Here is a 15,150-nt window from a genome sequence, read left to right on the forward strand (position 1 = left end):
CGATCATTCCGAAAGGTGTGGGTAACCTTGTCGCAGATGCCTACGGTTAGTAAGTTTCCCACGATGAGTGTCCACCCTGACGACCAGGACGTTCCGGAGCCGTCTCCCGACGGTCCCGAGGCAGCCGTCGGCCAGGGTCTCGACGCGGACGCCAGCCCGCTCGTGCGCATCCGCTCGCTACTCCCGGGCCTGGCGCGGGCCGAGCAGCGCGTGGCGAAGGTCGTGCTCGACGACCCTTCGGCCGTCGCCCGGCGCAGCATCACCGAGGTCGCACTCGCCGCGAACACCAGCGAGACCACCGTCACCCGGTTCTGCAAGGCCATCGGGGTCGGCGGTTACCCGCAGCTGCGCATCGCGCTCGCCGCGGACACCGCCCGGTCGGCCGCACGCTCCACACGCAACCTCGGCGGCGACATCACCAGGGAAGACGACCTGGCCTCCGTGGTCAGCAAGGTGAGCTTCGCCGACGCGCGCGCCGTCGAGGAGACGGCGGAGCAGCTTGACGTCGCCGAGCTGGAGCGCGTGATCGACCTCCTCGCCGCGGCGGGCAGGGTCGACGTCTACGGCGTCGGCGCGAGCGCGTTCGTCGCCGCGGACCTTCAGCAGAAGCTGCACCGCATCGGGCGCGTCAGCTTCGCCTGGTCGGACACGCACATCATGCTGACCTCCGCGGCCGTGCTTAAGGCCGGTGACGTGGCCGTGGGCATGTCCCACACCGGCGCCACCACCGACACCGTCGAGGCGCTGCGCGTGGCGAGGGAGCACGGCGCGACCACGGTGGCGGTGACGAACTTCCCGCGCTCGCCGATCACGGAGGTCGCCGACCACGTGCTCACCACGGCGGCCCGCGAGACCACGTTCCGTTCCGGTGCGACGGCCAGCCGGATCGCCCAGCTGACGGTGATCGACTGCCTGTTCATCGGGGTCGCGCAGCGGCACATGGACGACGCCGTCAGCGCGCTCGACGCCACCCGCGACGCGGTGGGCACCCACCGGCTCGGGGTCAGACCCGACGGCAGGAGGCGGCCGAGGGACACCGGCAAATGAGCGACGCGGTGGATACGGCTGCGCGTTCCGACAGCAGAACTGCGAAGACGGTGAGGCCAATGACAACCAGCCGCAGGATGGTCGGTGCGGTACCACCCCAGGTGGTGCACGTCGACTCGCCCACCGAGCAACGCAACCCCCGCACCACGGACATCGACCAGATGTCCACCGCGGGCATTCTCACGGCGATCAACGCCGAGGACAGCCGTGTCCCCCGCGCCGTGCACGCGGTGCTGCCGCAGCTCGCGACGGCCGTCGACTACGCCACCGAGGCGCTCCGGGGCGGGCACCGCGTCCACTACGTGGGCGCGGGCACATCCGGCAGGCTCGCCGTACTGGACGCCGCGGAGCTGGTGCCCACGTTCAACGTGCCGCCCGACTGGTTCGTGGCACACCACGCGGGCGGGGAGCGCGCGCTGCGCCACGCCGTCGAGAACGCGGAGGACGACGAGAGCGCGGGCGCCGCGGAGCTGAGCTCCACGGTGGCGGCGGGCGACTTCGTGCTCGGGCTGACCGCGTCCGGCCGCACGCCCTACGTGCTGGGCGCGGTGCAGGCCGCCAAGCGGCGCGGCGCACGGACCGGGCTCGTGTCCGGCAACCCGGGTGCGCCGAAGCCGCCGGGTGTCGACGTGCTGATCGCCGTGGACACCGGACCCGAGACCATCGCGGGCTCCACCCGCATGAAGGCGGGCACCGCGCAGAAGATCGTCCTCACCGCCTTCTCCACGGCGACGATGGTCAAGCTCGGCCGGACCTACTCGAACCTGATGGTCAGCATGCGTGCGACGAACGCGAAGCTGCGGGGTCGCACGCTGCGCATCCTGCAAGAGGCCACCGGGCTCAGCGCGCAGGACTGCGACGAGGCACTGACCAAGGCGGACGGCGACCTGAAGGTCGCACTCGTCCACCTGCTGTCCGGAGTGGACGTCGCCGCGGCGGGCAAGGCGCTGGCCGCGACCGACGGGCACGTCCGCAAGGCACTGGAGTCCGTGCGGGCGCGGGCCTCTTAACCGGCTCAGGAGGCGGCGGCATCGGCGATGCTCGTCGCCTCCCGCGCTCCCGCCTCGAACGCCTCGCACGAGAACAACAGCCACTGCCGCACGCCCTCGGGCTCGCCGCTCGCGAACGCCTCGGCGGCCTCGTGATAGCGGCCGGTGCGCCGGAAGTAGGCCACCTCGGGCACGGTCAGCGCCTTCGGGTCGAGACCGGTCGCGATCATGGTCAGCCTGGCAGCGGCACGCGCGACCACGCCGTCGGCCGAGCCGAACGGCCGCAGCGTCAGCAGTTCGCCGTGCACCACGGCGGTCAGCACCGGCCCCGGCGCGGCCGTCGCGCCCGTGACGAGCTGGGCGAGCAGCTCCAGCCGCGCGCCGACCCCCGCGCCGGTGCGGGGCCTGCCGAGCGCGTCGGCGTCGGCGGTGAGGTCGGCGGCCGCGAGCACGTGCATCCTCGCCAGCGCCTGCAGCGGCGCCCGCCGCCACGTCGGCAGCAGCGACTCCGCGGCCTCGGCCACGCGCAGGGCGCCCGCCAGCACCGGGTCGGTCACGGCACCCTCGTCGGGCAGGTCCGGGTCGGCGCCCTCGGTGCCTGCCGACGCTCGGGCCGCACGCACCGATGCCTCCGCCGCGGTGGCCGATCCGCCGCGCAGGTTCGCGCGGTGCCGGTGCACCGCGAAAATGGCGTCCTGCGCGGTCTTGGCGGCAGTGGCGACGCCGTCGAGCTCCAACAGAGGCGCGAGCGGGTCCGTCATGCGTCGAGCACCTGGCCCTTCTTCTCGACCACCGGCGGCAGCGTCGACCACGGGAAGTTGATCCACCTGTCGGTGCGCCGCCACACGTACTCGCACGCGACCGCCGACGTCGGCTTCTCGTAGACGACGGCGCAGCGCACCTCGGCCACCTGGTCGGCGCAGAAGTCGCGAACCAGCTTGAGCGTGGCGCCGGTGTCGGCGACGTCGTCGGCCACGAGCACGGTGGCACCGGCAAGGTCGACGGCGTTGGGCACCGGCGGCAGCATCACCGGGAGGTCGAGCCGCTGGTCGACGCCCGTGTAGAACTCGACGTTCATGACGTGCAGGTTCTTCACGTCCAGCGCGTACCCGAGCGCGCCCGCGACGAACAGGCCGCCGCGCGCGATCGACAGGATGAGATCGGGCCGGAACCCGCTGTCGGCCACCTGCGTCGCCAGCTCACGGCTGGCCGTGCCGAACAGTTCCCACGTGAGCTCCTCGCGCTCAGCCATCCGCGCCGTCCCTTTCGCCTACTACCGGGTACGACGAGCATAGGCAGCGCCCGTCAACCGCTTGTCAGCCGCTCGTCGCCCGCTCCTTGTCGCACCGGCAGCCTGGCTGCAACCTTCTACATGCCGTACTAACGTCACTACGGACGCCGCCACGATTCGCGTATCAGGAGGCCAAGCACCATGACAGAGCAGTCGCCGGCACTCGACAACCTGTTGACCGAGAGCCGGACCTTCCCTCCGAGTGAGGAGTTCGCCGCGAACGCCAACGCGACCTCCGAGTGGTATGCGAAGGCCGACCAGGACCGCGACGCCTTCTGGGCCGAGCAGGCCGAACGACTGCACTGGGACACGAAGTGGACCCAGGTCGTCGACTGGTCAGACGCTCCCTTCGCGAAGTGGTTCGTCGGCGGCAGGCTGAACGTGGCGTACAACTGCGTCGACCGGCACGTCGAAGCCGGGCACGGCGACCAGGTCGCCATCCACTGGGTCGGCGAGCCGGGCGACACGCGTGACATCACCTACGCCGAGCTGAAGCGCGAGGTATCCAAGGCCGCGAACGCCCTGCTCTCGCTGGGCGTCTCCGCCAACGACCGCGTCGCCATCCAGCTGCAGATGATCCCCGAGGCGATCGTCGCCATGCTCGCGTGCGCCCGGATCGGCGCGCTGCACAGCGTGGTGTTCGGCGGCTTCTCGCCGAGCGCGCTGCGCCAGCGGGTCGACGACGCGCAGGCCAAGGTCGTGATCACCTCCGACGGGCAGTACCGCCGGGGCAAGGCCGCGCCGATGAAGGCCAACGTCGACGAGGCGCTCGCGGGCGCCGAGAGCGTCGAGAAGGTCGTGGTGGTGCGCCGCACCGGCGACGACCTGGACGGCGAGGTGCCGTGGACCGATGGCCGCGACCTCTGGTGGCACGAGCTGGTCGACGGGCAGCCCGACGAGCACACGCCGGAGGCGTTCGACTCCGAGCACCCGCTCTACATCCTCTACACCTCGGGCACCACGGGGAAGCCGAAGGGCATCCTGCACACCTCGGGCGGCTACCTGACGCAGGCCGCCTACACGCACCACGCGGTGTTCGACCACAAGCCCGGCGAGGACGTCTACTGGTGCACCGCCGACATCGGCTGGGTCACCGGGCACTCCTACATCGTGTACGGGCCGCTCGCCAACCGTGTGACGCAGGTGGTCTACGAGGGCACGCCCAACACCCCGCACGAGGGCAGGCACTGGGAGATCGTCCAGAAGTACAAGGTCTCGATCTACTACACCGCGCCGACGCTCATCCGCACGTTCATGAAGTGGGGCGCCGACATCCCGGCGAAGTACGACCTGTCGTCGCTGCGTGTACTGGGTTCCGTGGGCGAGCCGATCAACCCCGAGGCGTGGATGTGGTACCGGGAGAACGTCGGCGCCAACCGCTGCCCTGTCGTCGACACGTGGTGGCAGACCGAGACCGGGGCGATCATGATCTCCCCGCTGCCCGGCGTCACCCACGCCAAGCCGGGCTCCGCACAGCGGCCGCTGCCCGGCATCTCCGCGAAGGTCGTGGACGACAAGGGCGAGGAGGTCGGCAAGGGCGGCGGTGGTTACCTCGTGCTCGACAAGCCGTGGCCGTCGATGCTGCGGGGCATCTGGGGCGACGACGAGCGCTACCGCGACACCTATTGGTCCCGGTTCGCCGACCAGGGCTACTACTTCGCCGGTGACGGCGCGAAGTACGACAACGACGGCGACGTGTGGCTGCTTGGCCGCGTCGACGACGTGATGAACGTCTCCGGGCACCGGATCTCCACCACCGAGGTGGAGTCGGCTCTCGTTTCGCACCCGACGGTCGCCGAGGCGGCCGTGGTCGGCGCGACCGACCCGACGACGGGGCAGGGCATCGTCGCGTTCGTGATCCTGCGCGGCGGCGTGGAGGATCAGGCGGGCGGCGAGGAGGCCATCCAGGCCCTGCGCAACCACGTCGCGAAGGAAATCGGGCCGATCGCCAAGCCGAGGCAGATCATGATCGTGCCGGAGCTGCCGAAGACGCGCTCGGGCAAGATCATGCGCCGGCTGCTGCGCGACGTCGCCGAGAACCGGGAGGTCGGCGACGTGACGACGCTGGCGGACAGCTCGGTCATGGACCTCATCTCCAGCGGTCTCAAGTCCGGCAAGGGCGACGAGTAACCCGACAGCGCAAGCGAAAGCGGCCTCCACCCGGCGTGGGTGGAGGCCGCTTCTCGTTGTGCGCTCAGCCGATCAGCCGATCAGCCGGTCACGTCCAGGTGGCCCTTCACCGGGGTCGGCACCGGGGCCATGCCGTCCTTGTCGGCCTGCGAGCCGGAGCCGCCGTTCGAGTCGTCGCCGTTGTCGCCACCGTTGTCGCCGTCGTCGTCACCGGGCGTGGTCGGCGGGGTGGAAGGCTTTCCGCCGTCGTCGTCAGCCTTCGTGCAGGTCGCCGACGCGAGGTCGAGGCTCTGCAGCTTGTTGACCTTGATCGAGATGGCGGTGACGGTGGTCGAGCCGTCGTCGTTGGTGACCTGCTTGTTGAGGGTGACCGAGGCCAGGCCCGGCACCTCGATGGCGGTGTTCGGGGGAGCGGCCACGTCCAGGGCGATCCCGGCGACCGACGCGCCGGCGACCGACGAGGACGCCACGCCGTCCTCGCAGTTGGCCTCGATGGCCTCGGCGGCGACGAGCGGCTGCGAGAGGCCGAGGCCGAGGTCGGGCAGCGCGTTGAGGCTCACGCGCAGGTCGGCGATGCTCGACTTGGCGTAGCCGTCACCGGCACGCGCGTTGAGCACGCCCAGGCTCAGCAGGTTCTGCGGCACGTCGAGCCTGACGACCGACTCCTCCGTGGCGCCGTTCGTGTCGTCCACGTACGGCGTCGGGGCGATCTTGAGCAGACCGTTGGCGGAGATCGCGAAGGCCGAGTTCTCGCCACCGGTGGCCGAAGCGGTGGGGGCGAGCAGGACACCAGCGGTCAGCACGGCCGAAAGGGCGCCGACACCGGTCACGGCCAGTCTTCTCTTGGACAATGAACTACCCTTCAAAGAAATTGCGTACAATTACCGCGGAAAGCGGTTCTTCGTGCGAAAGAAAGCTTCCGGAAAAGGCGTCAGACGATGTTGACGACCGTGCCGAGCGGAAGCTTGACGAGTTCGTCGAGGGCCTCTTGCGTCACCCTGATGCACCCGTCGCTGTTCGCCTGGCCGACGAAGCTGTCGTCCGGCCAGGTGTGAATGCCGACGGTGCCGGGGCCACCGCCGAACGTCTCGTGCGAATCCGAGTGAAAGCTCAACGGAAGCACGATGGGGCTGTAGTCGTTCACCGTCTCCTCGATGGAGGCGATGATGTACGCACGCCCCTCCGGCGTCGGGTGCTCGTCCTTACCGATGCCGATGGTCCATTTCCCGAGTGACTTGCCGTCCTCGGTGATCTCGAGCTCGAACGCCTCGCGGTTCACGTTGACCACGAAGTTGTTGCGCGCCGACTCCACATCGGAGTCTCCGGCGTGGATCCAGCCGCTCGCCCCGTTTGGCCGCGTCGGCAGCAGAACCTGCGCCCACTCGCCCTGCGTGGCGATCACGGGAACCCAGGTCGGGGAACCCATCTGGCGGGTCGGCAGCTTCGCGAACGGCTCCCCGTTCACGGCCTTGTAGACGACGAGGTCCTTCTTCGGGTGCAGCACCTGCCCGGTGGGGGCGGCGCCGGGGTCGAGGGGTGCATCCGCGAGGTCGCCGTATGTCGTGGCGTCGGGCAGGCGAGTCAGGTCTTCCTGGCTCACCGCCGATGGCTGGACCGTGTTCTGCTCCTCTCCGCCGCCACACGCGGAGACGAGGAACGCCAGCAGTGCCGCGCTTGCGACCGCCAGCAGTCGTGCCGACCTTTTCCTCCCGAGGGCACGGGAGGTGCCAGATCTATCCATCGATCACTTGTCCTGAAGCAGTAGGTACACGGGTACACACACGCGGAACCCCAACGACAGCGCCAGAAATCGCGCTGACTACCGCATGCGTACGAGACGACTCGCATTGTTATCCCGTGAAGAACGGCGGATCAAACTCGTTGGTTTTCCACCACAACCCCGGCAGCAGCGCAAACGGCGCGTTTACGCAGGCCAGCCACTCGCCAGTGGATCACCCGATAGTGTTAACCCTCGTCAGGCGACACAACGCGATCTTGAGGATCGTCGTCACCCGCTGCGGCGCAATGTCACCGGTCCGGGCTCCTTCTCCCGTGGAATTCCTACCCGGAAAGTGCGAGCAGCGCCACATTGGCCGGCCTCGATCGAAACGGAACAATCGCGGCCACCCCAGCCCTGGCAGTCTTGATCTCGAACGTGTGTTCTATACTTTCGGCCGTCGTAGCCGCACGCCACCGACAGGGAGACCACCCCGCATGAGCTTGGACACATCCATCACGCCGGACGAGCAGGTGAACTCCGCCGACGCGGCACCCGCGCAGGCTGCGCAGGATCCAGAGGCGGCGCAGCACGCCGAGTCCTCGGCGTCCTCGGCGTCCTCGGAGTCCCCTGAGCCCACGGCGAACGCGGAGACGCCGGCTCCCGCCGAGGAGAGCAAGCCGAAGCGGGGCCGCCCGAAGGGCTCGAGCAGCGCGCGCAAGACCCGCACCGTCGAGCTGACGCTCACGGTCACAGGCACCGCCGACGGCGAGTGGCAGGCGGAGCTCAAGCACGGCAGCAAGTGGGTCGCGCGCGGCCTCGACATCCCGGCGTCCGCGGTGTCGCGGGCGGCAAGGGAACTCCACGAGGAGCTGTCGGCCCCCATCGACGAGGTGATCAACGCGGCGAGGGAACAGCAGGCCGCCAAGGTCGCAGAGCTCGAGGCCCAGCTGGAGCAGGCCAAGCAGGCGCTCGCCGAGCTGGAGAACTGAGACCTTCCTCCTGACGGCCCTGGTCCCTGAGCACTCCGGGGCCGGGGCCGTCCTCTTTCATGGATTCAGGCCGCGGTGTCGCAGAGGATCGTCGGCTCGTGCTTCACGGGGAAGTTCACCGAGCGTGCGATGAAGCACTTCTCGTGCGCTGGGCCGTGCAGTTCGGCGGCCTTCTCCACCATGGCGGCGTCGGCGACCGTCACCGTCGGCCGCAGCACCACCTCGGTGAACTGCCCGGCGCCGTCGGCCTGCTGGGCCATCGTCCCCGACGCGGCGTCGACGTAGTCGGTCACCACGACCCCCGCCTGCGCGCACAGGGCGAGATACCACAGCAGGTGACACTCGGAGAGCGCAGCGACCAGCAAATCCTCGGGATTCCACTGGGCGGGGTCGCCCCGGAACGCCGGGTCGGCGGAGCCGGTCAGCACCGGTTTGCCCTCCGCGCTGATCTCGTGCTCGCGGCTGTAGGAGCGGTAGCTGGACGTGCCGGTGCCCTGGTTTCCCGTCCACCGCACGGTGAGTGCGTAGGAATGCTCGCGTTGTCCCATAGGCCCGGTATACCGCAGTGGAAGCGCTCGGCCGTACGGGTTTTCGCACTTGCGGCTCGCCCCGCAACGCGTTGAATGTCGCCGTGAGCAACCAATCGGAAACCGAGCCGCACTCCGGCGAGCACCACCACGAGGACTTCAGCGGCAAGCTCAACCGGCTGCGGGCCGGCGTGCTCGGCGCGAACGACGGCATCGTCTCCGTCGCGGGCATCGTCGTCGGCGTCGCGGGCGCCACCGCCGACCGCACCGCGATCATGATCGCCGGCATCGCGGGGCTCGTGTCCGGTGCGCTGTCGATGGCGGGCGGCGAGTACGCCTCCGTGAGCACCCAGCGCGACACCGAGCGCGCGATGCTGCGGCTGGAGAAGTACGAGCTGCGCACCATGCCCGAGGCCGAGGAGCGGGAGCTCGCGGAGATCTACGAGGAGAAGGGGCTCTCCCCCGAGCTCGCGGCCAGGGTGGCGAGGGAACTGTCCGAGAAGGACGCGCTGCAGGCGCATGCCGAGGCGGAGCTGCACATCGACCCCGACCACCTCACCAGCCCGTGGCAGGCGGCGTTCGCGTCGATGGCGGCCTTCACGATCGGGGCGTTGCTGCCGCTGCTGGCGATCGCGCTGCCACCCGTGTCGCTGCGGGTGTGGGCGTGCATGGGCGGCGTCGTCGCCGGCCTCGCGCTCACCGGATGGGCGAGCGCGAAGCTCGGCAACGCCCGCAAGTTCAGGGCAGTCGCCCGCAACATCGGCGTCGGCGTGCTGACGATGCTGGTGACGTACCTGGTGGGCCTGCTGTTCGGCGTGACGACGGGTTAGCCGGGTCAGCGTTGGCCGAACGCCTCAGCGCACGCCCCGCATCAGCCTGCGGATGTACGGCGAAAGCAGGGCGATCAGCACACCGATCACCACGGCCACCGCGCCGACGATGCCGAAGTACGACCCCTCGGAGTCGGGGCTGTAGTACTCCGCAAGCGAGCCCGACAGTGCCGTGCCGAGCGACACGGACAGGAAGTTGAGCGCCACCATCTGCGTGCGGAACGCCTTCGGCGCGAGCTTCGTCGACAGCGAGAGCCCCACTGGCGACAGCAGCAGCTCGGCCAGCGTGAAGACGAGCAGGATGCCGACGAGCGCGAGCACCGGGCTCGTGTTGCCGGTACCGCCCGCCATCGGCAGGAACAGCAGGAACGCGACGCCCATGAGCGCGGTGCCGAGCGCGAACTTGATCGGCGTGGACGGTTGCCGCTCGCCGAGCTTGGTCCACATCGTCGCGAACACCGGCGCCAGCACGATGATGAACACCGGGATCACCGAGTTCACCCACGACACGGGCATCTCCCAGCCGAAGAGGTTCCGGTCGAGCCGCTCGTCGGAGTACACGGTGACGACCGTGAACTGCTGCTGGTACAGCGCGAAGAACGCCGCGCTGGCGATGTACATCGGGATGAACGACAGCACCCGGCTGCGCTCGACGGCCGTGATCTTGCGGCTGGTGAGGATGACGGCGAAGTAGGCGACCGAGGCGACACCGACGACCCACACGGTGACGTCGGAGAGGTTCGCCGCGGTGATGACGCCGCCGAACACGAGCACCGCGATCACGACGGCCAGTACCAGCAGGCCGACACCCACGAGCGGCAGCCGCGAGGACGGCAGCGGGTTGGGCACCTCCCGGGCCTTCTCGCCGAGGTTCTTCCTGCCCAGCGTGTACTGGATGAGCCCGAGGGCCATGCCGATCGCGGCGAGCCCGAAGCCGAGGTGGAAGCCGACCTCCTTCTGCGCGAGGCCGGTGAGGATCTGGCCGACGAACGCGCCCAGGTTGATCCCCATGTAGAAGAGCGTGAAGCCGGCGTCGCGGCGCTGGTCCTGCTCGCTGTAGAGGGTTCCGACCACGGCGGTGGCGTTGCCCTTGAGCCCGCCGCTGCCGAGTGCGACGCACGCGAGACCGACGCCGATCCCGGCGTAGCCGGGCAGCACCGCGAGGCTGACGTGCCCGATCATGATCAGGATCGCGCTGTAGAAGAGGGTCCGGTCGGGTCCGAGCAGCCGGTCGGCCACCCATGCGCCCGCGATCGTCGAGAGGTAGACGAGCCCGCCGTAGCCGCCGACGATGCTGAGCGCCGTCGCCTTCGACATCGCGAGGCCGCCGTCGGCCACCGCGTAGTAGAGGTACAGCGGGAGGATGCCGAGCATCCCGTAGTAGGAGAACCGCTCCCACATCTCGACGCCGAAGAGGTTCGCGAGCCCTCGTGGGTGCCCGAAGAACCTGGTGTCCCTGTTGGCCTCGGTGGAGGCCGTTTCCACGGAGTTCACGTGCGTCCGCCCTTGTCCTGCCGGATATGGAAAACCACCAACACGATAGGTTACTGCTGGGTAAATTCCGGACCGACGGGGGTCAGGCCACGCCGGGCGACCAGTTAGGGTGGTAGGCAGGTGTGCCGGGAAGTCTGGTCGGCGGTCTCATCGCCGATCCCTGGAGCCGCCCGTGAACACTTCTCGCCGCCCTGCGCAGGCCGTATCCGAGTTCGCCCGTTTCCTGCGGGTCGAGACGACCGGCGGCATGCTACTGCTCGCCGCCACGGCCATCGCGCTGCTCTGGGCGAACTCGCCGCTCGACGACGTCTACCGGACCGTCCGCGACTTCCGCATCGGACCCGAGTCGCTGCACCTGAACCTCTCCATCGGGGACTGGGCGAAGGACGGCCTGCTGGCGGTGTTCTTCTTCGTCGCCGGGCTGGAGCTCAAACGAGAACTCGTGGTCGGCGAGTTGTCCAACCTCAAGTCCGCGGCTCTGCCGATCATCGCCGCGGCGGGCGGCATGATCGCGCCCGCGCTGATCGCCGTCGGCATCGCGTGGGGCGAGCCGGGCATCGAGCAGGCGTGGGCGATCCCGGTGGCGACCGACATCGCGTTCGCACTCGGGGTGCTCGCGCTGACCGGCTCGAACCTGCCCACGGCCGCCCGCGTCTTCCTGCTCTCGCTTGCCGTGGTCGACGACCTCGGCGCGATCATCGTGATCGCCGCGCTCTTCACCGAGAGCTTCAGCCTCGTCGCCGCGGCGATCGCCGTCTCGGGGCTGGCCTGCTACGCCTACCTGCAGCACCGCCGCGTCCGGGCGTGGTGGATCTACGTGCCGCTGGCCCTCGTCGTCTGGGCCTCGGTGCACGCGGCCGGCGTCCACGCGACGATCGCGGGTGTCGCGCTCGGACTGCTCACGCGGGTGCGGGCCGACCGGGGCGAGCACGAGGCTCCCGCCCTGCGGCTCGAACACCGGCTGCAGCCGTGGTCGGCCGGCTTCGCCGTGCCGATGTTCGCGCTGTTCGCCGCGGGCATCGCGGTCAGCGCCGACGCGCTGAGCGCGGTGTTCACGAGCCCCATCCCGCTCGCGGTGATGGCGGGCCTGCTCGGCGGCAAGCTCGTCGGCATCCTCGGTTTCTCCGCACTGGCCGTCCGGCTCGGCATCGCGCGGCTGCCCGGCTCGCTGACCTGGCTCGATATCGGGGCACTCTCGATGCTCGGCGCGGTCGGCTTCACCGTGAGCCTGCTGATCGCGGAGCTCTCCCTGGAGGGCGAGGCGGCCGAGCTGGCCAAGGCGGCCGTGCTCATCGCGTCGGCCGTCGCGTCCCTCACCGCCGCCCTGCTGCTCATCAGGCGGAGCAAGGTGCACGCGAGTGGCGCGCCCACCGAGCCCTCGGATTGATCACATGGCACGATGAGGCCCGTGAGCAGCCCCAAACACGAACCGGTCGGCGGCGATCGTGTGGGCTCAGTGCCCTACATCCCGCTGTCCGAAGAGAACGAATCCGCGGCCGACGGCCAGTCGATCGGTGCGCTCGTCAAGGACGCGACGGCGCACCTGTCGACCCTGTTCAGGGCCGAGGTCGAGCTGGTCAAGGCGGAGACCGTCGGGGAGGCCAAGAAGGCGGCCAAGGGCAGCGTCTTCTTCGTGATCGCCGGCGTCGTCGCGCTGTACAGCTCGTTCTTCTTCTTCTTCTTCCTCGGCGAGCTGCTGTCGGAGTGGCTGCAGCGCTGGGCGGCGTTCGGCATCGTGTTCCTGCTGATGCTGGTCACCGCCGCGCTGTTCGGCCTGCTCGGCTACCGCAAGTGGAAGAAGGTCAGGGCGCCGCAACGCTCGATCGACAGCCTAAAGGAGACGGCCGCAGCGCTGAAGCCCCGGCGCGAGCCCGAGCCCGCCGCGGCGGAGCCGGGCCTGCCGGCGCAGCGCTGACGGCGGTGCCGCAGGTCGCCGTGCCCGCGCCCGACCCGTCGACCGTCCGGCTGGTGGGTCCCTGGACCCACCGCGACGTCTCCGCGAACGGGATCCGCCTGCACGTCGCCGAGGCCGGATCCGGTGAGCTGGTGCTGCTGCTGCACGGGTTCGCGGAGTTCTGGTGGACGTGGCACCACCAGCTGCGTTCGCTCTCCGAGGCCGGGTTCCGCGTGGTGGCGGCCGACCTGCGGGGCTACGGCGACTCCGACAAGCCACCGCGGGGCTACGACGCCTGGACGCTCGCCGGCGACGTCGCGGGCCTGGTCCGCGCGCTGGGCGAGCGGCGTGCGCACCTCGTCGGCCACGCCTGGGGCGGCCTGCTCGCCTGGACCGCCGCGACCCTGCATCCCCGCGTCGTCAGCTCGGTGAGCGTGCTCGGCGGGGCGCACCCGCTCGCGCTGCGCTCCGCGTTCGGGCGCTCCGCCCTGCGCAGGCGGCGCAGCCAGGCCCGCGCGATGTCCCACCTGCTGCGGTTCCAGGTGCCGATGCGGCCGGAACGCTGGCTCGTGAAGGAAGACGCCGCCGCCGTCGAACGGCTGCTCCACGACTGGTCGGGCGAGACGTGGCGGCGCGGGCCCGGCTTCGCCGAGACCGCGAGGGCGTTCCGCAACGCGATGCTCGTCCCCGGCGTCGCGCACAGCGCGCTCGAGTACTACCGGTGGGCCTTCCGCGCGCAGTTCCGGGGCGAGGGCAGGCGGTTCGCCGACGCCGTCGACGCACGGCTGCGGATGCCGGTGCTGCAGCTGCACGGCGCCGCCGACCCCGTCGTGCTCCCCGGCACCGCGCATGACTCCGCGCCGTGGCTCGGCCCCCGCTCGCGCTTCGAGACGATGCCGCGCGTGGGGCACTACCCGCAACTGGAGGAGCCGGAGAACACGGCGAAGGCGCTCGTGAGCTTCCTGCGCGGGAGCGGGCAACCGCAGTGAAGGCCACCCTCACTGCGTTGAACGCAGTGAGGGTGGCCTTCACTGCAGGGCGAGGATCCGGTCAGGACGTGCAGGGGCCGGTGCTGACCTGGGCGCCCAGCCCCGGAGCCGCCTCCACCTCGGCACGCACCTCGTCGGCGGTGAGCACGAACCCGGTCTCGGGGTCCTCCACCGACGCGCCGAAGACCACGCCGATCACGTCGCCGTCGGGATCCACCATCGGCCCGCCGGAGTTCCCGCTACGGACCTGACCGCGCACCGTGAAGACGTCACGCTCCACGGTGTTGGCGTCGTAGATGTCGGGGCCGCGCAGGTTGATGCGCTGGCGCACGCGCAGGGCGGACGCGGTGTAGGGGCCGTCGAGCGGGTAGCCCAGCGCGATCGCGTCGTCGCCCTCCTGCGCAGGCTGCGGGTCGAGCGCCAGCGGCGCGGCGGTGAGCCCGGGCACAGCGAGGATCGCGAGGTCGGTCTCCGGGTCGTAGTACACGACCCTGGCGTCGAGGCGTCCGGCGTCGGTCTCGACCGCCACCTCCTCGGTGCCGGCCACCACGTGCGCGTTGGTCATCACCCGCTCCGGCGAGACCACGAAGCCGCTGCCCTCCAGTGAACGCGAGCACGACGGCGCGATGCCGCGGATCTTCAGCACGCTCGGCCGCAGGTCCTGCACGACGGCGCTGTTCTGCAACGCCGCGTCGGGCGGGCCGGTCTCACGCACCGGCGCCTTCTGGAACGGGTCCACAATGGACGGGAAGCCGGAGGCGTCGAGGAGCTGGCGCAGCTCACCGGGCAGCCCCTGCGCGGCGTCGGGCATCATCGAGTTGACTCCGCCGAGCACAACCGAGTTGTTGATCGCCCTGGCCAGCCCCGGCAACGCGGCGACGCTGGTGAGCGGCAACGCGATGAGCCACGCCACCACGAACACGACGACGCCCTGGACGACCGCGCCGAGCGAACTGTCCACGCCGGACAGCTTCGGCGAGCGGATCCTGCTCTTGAGCTTGTTGCCGAGCCACACGCCGAGCGTCTCGCCCAGCGCGACGAGAAAGACCACGGTGCCCACCGCGAACGCGACGCGCGCGGCGGGATGGTCGAAGAAGTCGACGACCATCGGCGCCAGCTGGATCCCGACCACCGCGCCCGCGATCACCCCGAGGAAGGCGGGCAGCGCGATCACGACCCCCTGGCGAGCGCCGGAGACCGCCGCCAGCAATGCCAGCAGAATCACCAGCACGTCGACCCAGTTCAACGTC

15 protein-coding genes are annotated in these 15,150 nt (G+C 70.2%); 8 read left to right on the plus strand and 7 right to left on the minus strand.

Features of this window, described 5'->3' with window-relative positions:
• Positions 1-36: 36 nt before the first annotated feature.
• The gene (locus DI005_RS03615) at positions 37-1,047 is read left to right on the plus strand and encodes a MurR/RpiR family transcriptional regulator (RefSeq protein WP_369973554.1); all 1,011 of its coding nucleotides are present in this window, start codon (positions 37-39) and stop codon (positions 1,045-1,047) included.
• 59 nt (positions 1,048-1,106) lie between these two features.
• Positions 1,107-2,057 carry an N-acetylmuramic acid 6-phosphate etherase gene (gene murQ / locus DI005_RS03620; protein WP_228714025.1) on the plus strand — a complete coding sequence of 317 codons (951 nt, stop codon included), beginning with the start codon at positions 1,107-1,109 and terminating at the stop codon, positions 2,055-2,057.
• A gap of 5 nt (positions 2,058-2,062) precedes the next feature.
• On the opposite strand, the gene DI005_RS03625 is transcribed toward murQ, so the two are convergent.
• Positions 2,063-2,797, minus strand: a complete 735-nt coding sequence (locus DI005_RS03625) for an oxidoreductase (protein WP_113641257.1) — start codon at positions 2,795-2,797, stop codon at positions 2,063-2,065.
• The gene (locus DI005_RS03630) at positions 2,794-3,288 is read right to left on the minus strand and encodes a phosphoribosyltransferase (RefSeq protein ID WP_113641258.1); all 495 of its coding nucleotides are present in this window, start codon (positions 3,286-3,288) and stop codon (positions 2,794-2,796) included. The genes DI005_RS03625 and DI005_RS03630 overlap by 4 nt, the downstream gene beginning before the upstream one ends.
• A 180-nt stretch (positions 3,289-3,468) precedes the next feature.
• On the opposite strand from DI005_RS03630, the gene acs reads away from it, so the two are divergent.
• The gene (gene acs, locus DI005_RS03635; RefSeq protein WP_112264962.1) at positions 3,469-5,457 is read left to right on the plus strand and encodes an acetate--CoA ligase; all 1,989 of its coding nucleotides are present in this window, start codon (positions 3,469-3,471) and stop codon (positions 5,455-5,457) included.
• An 80-nt stretch (positions 5,458-5,537) separates the two neighbouring features.
• Here the strand turns inward: acs and DI005_RS38125 are convergent, their stop codons facing one another.
• A complete protein-coding gene (locus DI005_RS38125; protein WP_158303137.1) occupies positions 5,538-6,308 on the minus strand; it encodes a choice-of-anchor P family protein in 771 nt (256 codons plus the stop codon).
• A gap of 80 nt (positions 6,309-6,388) precedes the next feature.
• The gene (locus DI005_RS03645; RefSeq protein ID WP_199542480.1) at positions 6,389-7,198 is read right to left on the minus strand and encodes a L,D-transpeptidase; all 810 of its coding nucleotides are present in this window, start codon (positions 7,196-7,198) and stop codon (positions 6,389-6,391) included.
• Positions 7,199-7,671: 473 nt separating this feature from the next.
• Between DI005_RS03645 and DI005_RS03650 the strand changes: the two genes are divergently transcribed.
• Positions 7,672-8,166, plus strand: coding sequence for a DUF6319 family protein (locus DI005_RS03650; RefSeq protein ID WP_112264964.1), 495 nt, complete (start codon positions 7,672-7,674; stop codon positions 8,164-8,166).
• 65 nt (positions 8,167-8,231) lie between these two features.
• On the opposite strand, the gene DI005_RS03655 is transcribed toward DI005_RS03650, so the two are convergent.
• Positions 8,232-8,714, minus strand: a complete 483-nt coding sequence (locus tag DI005_RS03655) for an OsmC family protein (protein ID WP_113641259.1) — start codon at positions 8,712-8,714, stop codon at positions 8,232-8,234.
• An 83-nt stretch (positions 8,715-8,797) separates the two neighbouring features.
• On the opposite strand from DI005_RS03655, the gene DI005_RS03660 reads away from it, so the two are divergent.
• Positions 8,798-9,523, plus strand: a complete 726-nt coding sequence (locus DI005_RS03660; RefSeq protein ID WP_113641260.1) for a VIT family protein — start codon at positions 8,798-8,800, stop codon at positions 9,521-9,523.
• A 24-nt stretch (positions 9,524-9,547) separates the two neighbouring features.
• On the opposite strand, the gene DI005_RS03665 is transcribed toward DI005_RS03660, so the two are convergent.
• Positions 9,548-11,008, minus strand: coding sequence for a peptide MFS transporter (locus tag DI005_RS03665; protein ID WP_112266608.1), 1,461 nt, complete (start codon positions 11,006-11,008; stop codon positions 9,548-9,550).
• 181 nt (positions 11,009-11,189) lie between these two features.
• Between DI005_RS03665 and nhaA the strand changes: the two genes are divergently transcribed.
• The 3 genes from nhaA to DI005_RS03680 are packed head-to-tail and all read left to right on the plus strand — an operon-like array spanning position 11,190 to position 13,900.
• Positions 11,190-12,404: a Na+/H+ antiporter NhaA gene (gene nhaA, locus DI005_RS03670; protein ID WP_112264970.1), complete on the plus strand. Its 1,215-nt coding sequence runs from the start codon at positions 11,190-11,192 to the stop codon at positions 12,402-12,404.
• A 12-nt stretch (positions 12,405-12,416) separates the two neighbouring features.
• Entirely contained in the window at positions 12,417-12,932 is a 516-nt protein-coding gene (locus DI005_RS03675; RefSeq protein ID WP_199542483.1) for a phage holin family protein, read from the plus strand.
• Positions 12,933-12,952: 20 nt separating this feature from the next.
• Entirely contained in the window at positions 12,953-13,900 is a 948-nt protein-coding gene (locus DI005_RS03680; protein WP_112266610.1) for an alpha/beta fold hydrolase, read from the plus strand.
• A gap of 61 nt (positions 13,901-13,961) precedes the next feature.
• Here DI005_RS03680 and DI005_RS03685 read toward each other — a convergent pair whose 3' ends face one another.
• The gene (locus DI005_RS03685) at positions 13,962-15,146 is read right to left on the minus strand and encodes a MarP family serine protease (protein WP_112264973.1); all 1,185 of its coding nucleotides are present in this window, start codon (positions 15,144-15,146) and stop codon (positions 13,962-13,964) included.
• Between the last annotated feature and the right edge of the window lie 4 nt (positions 15,147-15,150).

Source organism: Prauserella sp. PE36 (genome assembly GCF_003311655.1).
Lineage (GTDB): Bacteria > Actinomycetota > Actinomycetes > Mycobacteriales > Pseudonocardiaceae > Prauserella_A > Prauserella_A endophytica.

Excerpts from the sequence above, each read along its gene's own strand:
- DI005_RS03615 (WP_369973554.1), top strand. The coding sequence starts at position 37 with ATGCCTACGGTTAGTAAGTTTCCCACGATGAGTGTCCACCCTGACGAC.
- murQ (WP_228714025.1), top strand. The coding sequence starts at position 1,107 with ATGACAACCAGCCGCAGGATGGTCGGTGCGGTACCACCCCAGGTGGTG.
- DI005_RS03625 (WP_113641257.1), bottom strand. The coding sequence starts at position 2,797 with ATGACGGACCCGCTCGCGCCTCTGTTGGAGCTCGACGGCGTCGCCACT.
- DI005_RS03630 (WP_113641258.1), bottom strand. The coding sequence starts at position 3,288 with ATGGCTGAGCGCGAGGAGCTCACGTGGGAACTGTTCGGCACGGCCAGC.
- acs (WP_112264962.1), top strand. The coding sequence starts at position 3,469 with ATGACAGAGCAGTCGCCGGCACTCGACAACCTGTTGACCGAGAGCCGG.
- DI005_RS03645 (WP_199542480.1), bottom strand. The coding sequence starts at position 7,198 with ATGGATAGATCTGGCACCTCCCGTGCCCTCGGGAGGAAAAGGTCGGCA.
- DI005_RS03650 (WP_112264964.1), top strand. The coding sequence starts at position 7,672 with ATGAGCTTGGACACATCCATCACGCCGGACGAGCAGGTGAACTCCGCC.
- DI005_RS03655 (WP_113641259.1), bottom strand. The coding sequence starts at position 8,714 with ATGGGACAACGCGAGCATTCCTACGCACTCACCGTGCGGTGGACGGGA.
- DI005_RS03675 (WP_199542483.1), top strand. The coding sequence starts at position 12,417 with ATGAGGCCCGTGAGCAGCCCCAAACACGAACCGGTCGGCGGCGATCGT.